Origin of the sequence: Romboutsia sp. (genome assembly GCF_051659545.1) — a bacterium.
In the GTDB taxonomy this organism is placed as follows: Bacteria; Bacillota; Clostridia; order Peptostreptococcales; family Peptostreptococcaceae; genus JBOFOR01.
In genome coordinates this window covers 1-6,583 of record NZ_JBOFOR010000154.1, presented here as the reverse complement: position 1 = coordinate 6,583, position 6,583 = coordinate 1, and the positions used below count along the sequence as shown (strand labels likewise).

Annotated in this window: 6 protein-coding genes; 1 reads left to right on the top strand and 5 read right to left on the bottom strand. The window is 30.3% G+C overall.

What is annotated here, in order from left to right:
- Positions 1-131, top strand: a 131-nt coding sequence (locus tag ACRC03_RS08615) for a transposase (RefSeq protein WP_438650849.1), incomplete at its 5' end; no start/stop codon positions are given.
- A gap of 291 nt (positions 132-422) precedes the next feature.
- Here the strand turns inward: ACRC03_RS08615 and ACRC03_RS08610 are convergent.
- The 5 genes from ACRC03_RS08610 to ACRC03_RS08590 all read right to left on the bottom strand — a co-directional run bounded on the left by ACRC03_RS08610 (position 423) and on the right by ACRC03_RS08590 (position 6,310).
- Positions 423-1,154 (bottom strand): C40 family peptidase, encoded by a 732-nt coding sequence (locus ACRC03_RS08610; protein WP_438652157.1) that lies wholly within the window; start codon positions 1,152-1,154, stop codon positions 423-425.
- 386 nt (positions 1,155-1,540) lie between these two features.
- Positions 1,541-2,497, bottom strand: a complete 957-nt coding sequence (locus ACRC03_RS08605) for an LCP family protein (protein WP_438652156.1) — start codon at positions 2,495-2,497, stop codon at positions 1,541-1,543.
- Positions 2,498-2,515: 18 nt separating this feature from the next.
- Positions 2,516-3,445, bottom strand: coding sequence for an LCP family protein (locus ACRC03_RS08600; protein ID WP_438652155.1), 930 nt, complete (start codon positions 3,443-3,445; stop codon positions 2,516-2,518).
- Between the two features lie 196 nt (positions 3,446-3,641).
- Positions 3,642-4,571 carry a UTP--glucose-1-phosphate uridylyltransferase GalU gene (galU, locus tag ACRC03_RS08595; protein ID WP_438652154.1) on the bottom strand — a complete coding sequence of 310 codons (930 nt, stop codon included), beginning with the start codon at positions 4,569-4,571 and terminating at the stop codon, positions 3,642-3,644.
- A 44-nt stretch (positions 4,572-4,615) separates the two neighbouring features.
- Positions 4,616-6,310, bottom strand: a complete 1,695-nt coding sequence (locus ACRC03_RS08590) for a phospho-sugar mutase (protein WP_438652153.1) — start codon at positions 6,308-6,310, stop codon at positions 4,616-4,618.
- Between the last annotated feature and the right edge of the window lie 273 nt (positions 6,311-6,583).

Below are 6,583 nucleotides of genomic sequence, written 5' to 3'. Positions count from 1 at the left end.
TACCACCATATTCTCCAGAGTTAAATCCTATAGAAAAGTACTGGGCAAAATTAAAAAAGAATTTGAAAAAAATACATAAAAATAATAAGACTCTAGAAGAGTCTATTTACCAACTTTTTAAAGTTATATGACTATACTATCATAGTCCTATACTCCATTTGTTTGTAGCATAATACAACATAACAAGAACACTTACTCTTCATATTAGTAAGTGTTCTTGTTATGTTGCATTAACTCTGTAATATATTTTAATTCTTATTTTTGCATATATATATTCTAAGAATAATTCTACATCATTATATCCTATTACTATTGAAAATAATATTCAATTAATAAGATTAACTTAGTTTAAATAATGTAACATTTTAGTTAGAAGATATATATAATTATTTTTTAATTTATAGTTATTGATTTTCTATAGGCTAGATTATTGATTTTGCAGTTACAAAAGTTCTTGAATAATACGCTGAGTTTATACTATCTATTCTTATATTCTGACCCGGTTTAGGTGAATGTATCATTTTTGAGTTTCCTATATATAAGCCTACATGAGTTATTCCTCTACCTGTTGATGAGAAGAATACTAGGTCTCCTGGTTTTAAGTTCTTTTTGCTTACTGTTTTTCCTACTGTAGCTTGTTGTTTAGAGGTTCTAGGCAATGTTATCCCAGATGCATTTTTATATACATACGAAGTTAGTCCTGAGCAGTCAAAAGCTTTAGGTCCACTCGCTCCCCAAGAGTAAGGTTTTCCTATTTGTTTATATGCTAAGTCTACAATTTTTTTAGATTTACTAGATGCTGATGTTGATGTTTGTATTGGTTGGATTTTTATATATTGGCTATTTACCCAACCTATTACACCTTTTGTGGATTTTATTTTATACCATTTATTGCTATCTTTTTCTAGTATTTCTATAGATTCATTAGTATATAGTTTTGATAGTGTAGAGTATTTTACATTTGGACCTTTTCTTACATTCAAGTAGTCACAAGGTTTAACTATTCCCTTTTCTGTTTTGGCTTGAGTTACTGAGTTTGTATTAGGATATGCATATACTTCATTATTACTTGGAGCTATATATATTAAGCTCAAAAGTATTGCTGTTGTTGCTATTTTTGATATAGTTCTAACAATTCCTTTTTTATTAATCATAAGACACCTCATTTTAATATCCTCAATAATTTTATTTTCATCTAATTTTTTTCAAATATTGTTTACAGTTTTGTTACTTTTAATTGTATATTATTTTTATTTACTTTGCAATAATAGTTTATATAAAATTAACAGTACCTATTTGTAGGCTATTATAACATTGTTCTAAGTCTACAATTCCTCTAAATAGACAAATTATAGTTTTTCTATTATTTTATTTGTGAAATTAAAAAAACACTAGGTTATCCCAGTGTTTTTTAATAGATATCTTACAATTCTTACTGTTAGTAAAATACCTAACATTATTACTCCCATAAATACTGTTATTGATGCTAAATACTCAAATTTAAATTTTAATATTTATTTCACATATGGTACGTATGTATTTACTCTCCATAGATAAATTTATGCCATGCTTCTAAATTCGGTTCTTTATCCCATTGTAATACCCAGCCAGTTTGCTTATCTACAATCCCACCAGTTCTATGCTCTTCTAGTGGAAATTGGAATTGTTCTATATCTTTGTCTGCTATTTTAAGTGCAGTAAATCCTAGATTCATCATTTCCATAGGTGATATATTGGTCTTAGTATTATCTAATAGTATATCCGCACACTTTTTGTACTCTTCTTGTCCCTTAGTTAAAAACTCCTCATATGCAGCTTCGGCAACTTCTCTATGCCTAGCATCTCTATGAAAAGCATCATCTGTGTATCTTATTCTACTAAAAGCAAGAGCTTGGTATCCATTCAATCTTTGTTTGCCTGCTTTTGTTAGATGTATTTTTTGTATATTTTCTCTGTCATCTTCACTATAGTACTGGTAACAAACGTCTATCATACTATTTATAGCATCTAGTCCATTTTCTGGAACCTCTACTACGACTCCTCCTATCTCATCTATAATTTCCATAAATGACGAGAAATTAACTGCTACATATTTGTCAATTTCTAAGTCAAAATTTTCTTTAAAAACTTCTTTCAATAAATCAATACCCTCATAAGCATAGGCATGTGTTAACTTTTCATTACCATATCCCGGTATATTAACTAAGGTATCTCTTGCTATTGATGTTAATTTTATTTCATTATTTATGCTATCTATAGTAACAACCATAGTACCATCAGAACGGTTACCTTTATCTATCATCTCACCATCAACACCCACTAATAATATATTAGTAATACCATCTACCACCTTACCCTCTACGGCTTCTTCTTTTTTTGTGGCTTCATCTTTTACATAAATAGAATTTAATTTTGAATATACATATCCAAAAATACCACCAATCATAACTACTAGCAATGTGATTAGTACAAGTGTTATTTTTTTTAGCTTAGTCATTTTTATATTACCTCTCTATTATCCCTCATTGTTTACGTCTTTGTTATAATTTTCATAATCATATATAAACTTATGTAATTGTTCTTTGTTATAATCTTGTTCCCATTCTATTACCCAGCCTTTTTTTTCACTTATAATATGACCTGTCCTGTGACCTTCTAGAGGAAACTCCATTTGGTCAAAATCATTATCTCTAATTTTGACAACTTTATTAGCAAGACCTATTATCTCCATTGGCGAAATATTAGTATTAGTGTGAGCTAGTATACTATTTCCCACTTCCATAAAATTAGACGAAAAATCATTAAGTAACTTATTGTAAGCAGCTTCTATTACAGTTCTTTGTCTATTGTCTCTTTGATATGCACTATCAGCATATCTTATTCTACTATAGGATAGAGCTTGGCTTCCATTAAGAGTCTGAGTACCAGAAGATCTAATACCTGGTATGTGACTTACTTCTCTATCTAATATCTCAAGCTCTACTCCACCTATAATATCAATAATTTTAGAAAAAGAATCAAAACTAACAGCAGCATACTTGTCAATATTTATTCCAAAGTTATTGCTTATAGTTTGTAGAAGTAAGCTCGGCCCACCATAAGCATAAGCATGAGTTAATTTTTCTGTACTATGACCTGGTATATCCACATAGGTATCCCTTGCTAGTGATGTTAGTCTAATATCATTATTTTTAGAATCTATAGTTAAGATCATCATGGCATCTGATCTATTTCCTTTTTCTAAATTATTTCCATCAACACCTGTTAATAGTATATTTTCAACCCCTTCTACTTTTTCAACCTTTGGTAGATTATCTTTTATATCTTTAGCTTGCTCCTTGTCATACATAGAATTTAGTTTAAAATACATATAACCAAATCCAATTGCAGGTATGGATACTATTAATATTAGTAATACTATCGCTATTTTTTTTAATTTACTCATATATTTCCTCCCAAATATTCATAATATATTATTATACACCATAAATACACCTTAGTTTGTCAAATATGGTAATTTTTTACTGAATTTTTGTTTACTAAAAAAATGAACCTTTAATTTAATAATAAAGGTTCATTCAACGTTATATGCGTATATTACTTCATGTTCAGTCGAAGTCTAGGCCTCCGGTTTCCATACATTATACCTCTTCTATTGTAGTAGCAGCTTCATCCAATTGAACTATAGGCTCTACTATCTTACTTTCATCTTTGCTTCTTAAAAATGCTAAGAAATCATCTCTAAGCTCAGGTCTTTTTAAAGCAAAATCTACAGTAGCTTCTAAGAATCCTAACTTGTCTCCTACATCGTATCTTTTTCCTTCAAAGTTATATGCATATATTGCTTCATATTTTGCTAATGTTTGTAGTGCATCTGTTAATTGAATCTCTCCGCCCTTACCAGGCTCTTGATTTTCTAATATATCAAATATAGCAGGAGTTATAATATATCTACCTAATATAGCTATGTTTGATGGAGCTTCTTCTATACTTGGCTTTTCCACCATGTCTTTTACTTTGTATACTCTATCTTCTATGTGTTTTACATCTAGTATGCCGTACTTACAAATATCTTCTTTAGCTACTGTTTGTACTCCTAATACTGATGTTTTGTATTCATTATAACAGTCTATAAGTTGCTTTAAACATGGTTTTTGTGAGTCTACTATATCATCTCCTAGAAGAATTGCAAATGGCTCATCTCCTATGAAACTTTTTGCACAGTGGATAGCATGTCCTAATCCTTTTGGTTCCTTTTGTCTGATATAGTGTATATTTACCATGTTAGATATATCTTGAACCATCTTAAGCATTTCATCCTTACCTTTCTGTGCAAGCTCTAATTCAAGCTCAACAGAACGATCAAAATGATCCTCTATACTTTTTTTACTTCTACCTGTAACTATTAATATTTCTTCTATACCAGAGTTTATAGCTTCTTCTATAATATACTGTAGCGTCGGCTTGTCTACTATAGGTAGCATCTCCTTTGGTTGTGATTTAGTAGCTGGTAGGAATCTAGTCCCTAACCCTGCTGCTGGTATTATTGCTTTTCTTACTCTTTGTCTCATATTCAGTCCTCCATAGTCTATACCAATTCCCTAAAATTTTTTAATTATATCAACTTCTCTATAATCTGGTTTAAATCCGCTTTTATACCATTAACATTATTAACAGCATCATCTTTAGTAGCTCCCTTAGTAGATATATAGAACTTAAGCTTAGGCTCTGTACCAGATGGTCTAATAGCTACCCATGAACCATCCTCCAAGAAATACTTAAGTACATTAGCACTCGGTAACTCATCAATTCCTTTTTTATAGTCTTTGACATCTATTATCTTAGTATCATTAATACTAGATATATCCTTCTCTCTAAAATAAGTCATAACCTCACCTATCTTAGCTATACCTTCTATACCTTTTAAAGTTAAAGATATAGTTTCCTCTTTGAAGTATCCATACTTTTTATATAAATCCATTAGACCTTCATACAGACTCTTATTCATAGAAGAATAGTATAGAGCCATCTCAGCTATTAATACAGATGTTACAACAGCATCTTTATCCCTAGCATGAGTACCCACTAAATAACCATAACTTTCTTCATATCCAAATAAGTATGAATTAGACTTATTCTCTTCAAAGGACTTTATCTTCTCACCAATAAACTTAAACCCCGTAAGTACATTCATCACTTCTAAATCACTTGCCTTAGCAATATCTGCACCAAACTCAGAAGTTACTATAGTTTTAATAAGGACAGATTTTTCATCTAGCTTATTAAACTCCTTACGCCCTTCTATTATATAATTAGTCAACATACCACCGATTTGATTACCTGTAAGTAGTGCATACTCACCATCTAAAGTTCTAACAGCTACACCCACTCTATCACAGTCAGGGTCAGTTGCTATAACTAAATCAGCTTGTACCTCTTTTGCTAAGTTTATACCTCTATCTAAAGCCTTTTTATCTTCAGGATTAGGGTATTGGATACCTGCAAAATTAGAGTCTGGATTTTCTTCTTCTTTGACTACTAATACATTTTTAAATCCAACTTCTTTTAAGGCTCTTCTTATGGGTATATTACCAGTTCCACAAAGTGGTGTAAATACGATTTTAAAATCTTTTCCGATTTGTTTTATTAGTTCTTTTCTAATAACTTGTTTTTTTACAGCTTCTATGAACTCTGTATCTTGTTTATCATCTAGCATTACTACTAAATGCTTATTTTCATAAGCTAACGTAGGTATGGTACTATAGTCTATTATACTATTAATTTCTTCAGTTATAGCGTTGGCTATGTGTGGCATTACTTGTGCTCCATCTTCCCAGTATACTTTGTAACCATTGTATTCTGGTGGATTGTGACTAGCTGTTATTACTACACCAGCTATAGCGTTTAAGCTTCTAACTGCAAATGATAACTCTGGTGTAGTTCTTAGAGAATCAAATATGTAGGATTTTATACCACATGCAGCTAATGTATTAGCTGTTTCTATACAGAATTCTCTAGACATATGTCTATTATCATGGGCTATTACTACTCCTCTATGCATTTCATTGTTAGTATTTTTTATGATATAGTTAGCTAATCCAAAAGTAGCTCTTCTTACTGTGTATTTATTTATTCTATTGTTACCAGCAGCTATAACACCTCTAAGTCCTGCTGTTCCAAATTCTAGTTCTTTGTAGAATCTGTCTTCTATCTCTTTGTGATTATCTTTGATACTTAATAATTCTTGTTTAGTTTCTTTATCAAAGTATGGATTGTTTATCCATTCATTGCATCTTTCCATATATTCCATTTAATTTCTCCTTTTTGTAAACTATTACTTATTAAATCCAATTGTATTGTTGCTACGGCAAACTTTGTTTCATTACTTTCCATTATTTGAATATACATTGCCAAGTCACGCAGTGGCTTAGATGAAACAATACATCGTGATTCACGACGCCTTATATATAATTAACTTTTGTATTTTTCTCTTATTTCCTTTATTTTTATAATATCTATCTTAGTTAATTTAGATATCATTCCTTCATCAAGACCTTCGCCAAGCATGTTTAATACTATTTCT

What these genes read in the sequence shown, in the direction of transcription:
- ACRC03_RS08610 (WP_438652157.1), bottom strand. Translation starts at nt 1,154, where the DNA reads ATGATTAATAAAAAAGGAATTGTTAGAACTATATCAAAAATAGCAACA.
- ACRC03_RS08605 (WP_438652156.1), bottom strand. Translation starts at nt 2,497, where the DNA reads ATGACTAAGCTAAAAAAAATAACACTTGTACTAATCACATTGCTAGTA.
- ACRC03_RS08600 (WP_438652155.1), bottom strand. Translation starts at nt 3,445, where the DNA reads ATGAGTAAATTAAAAAAAATAGCGATAGTATTACTAATATTAATAGTA.
- galU (WP_438652154.1), bottom strand. Translation starts at nt 4,571, where the DNA reads ATGAGACAAAGAGTAAGAAAAGCAATAATACCAGCAGCAGGGTTAGGG.
- ACRC03_RS08590 (WP_438652153.1), bottom strand. Translation starts at nt 6,310, where the DNA reads ATGGAATATATGGAAAGATGCAATGAATGGATAAACAATCCATACTTT.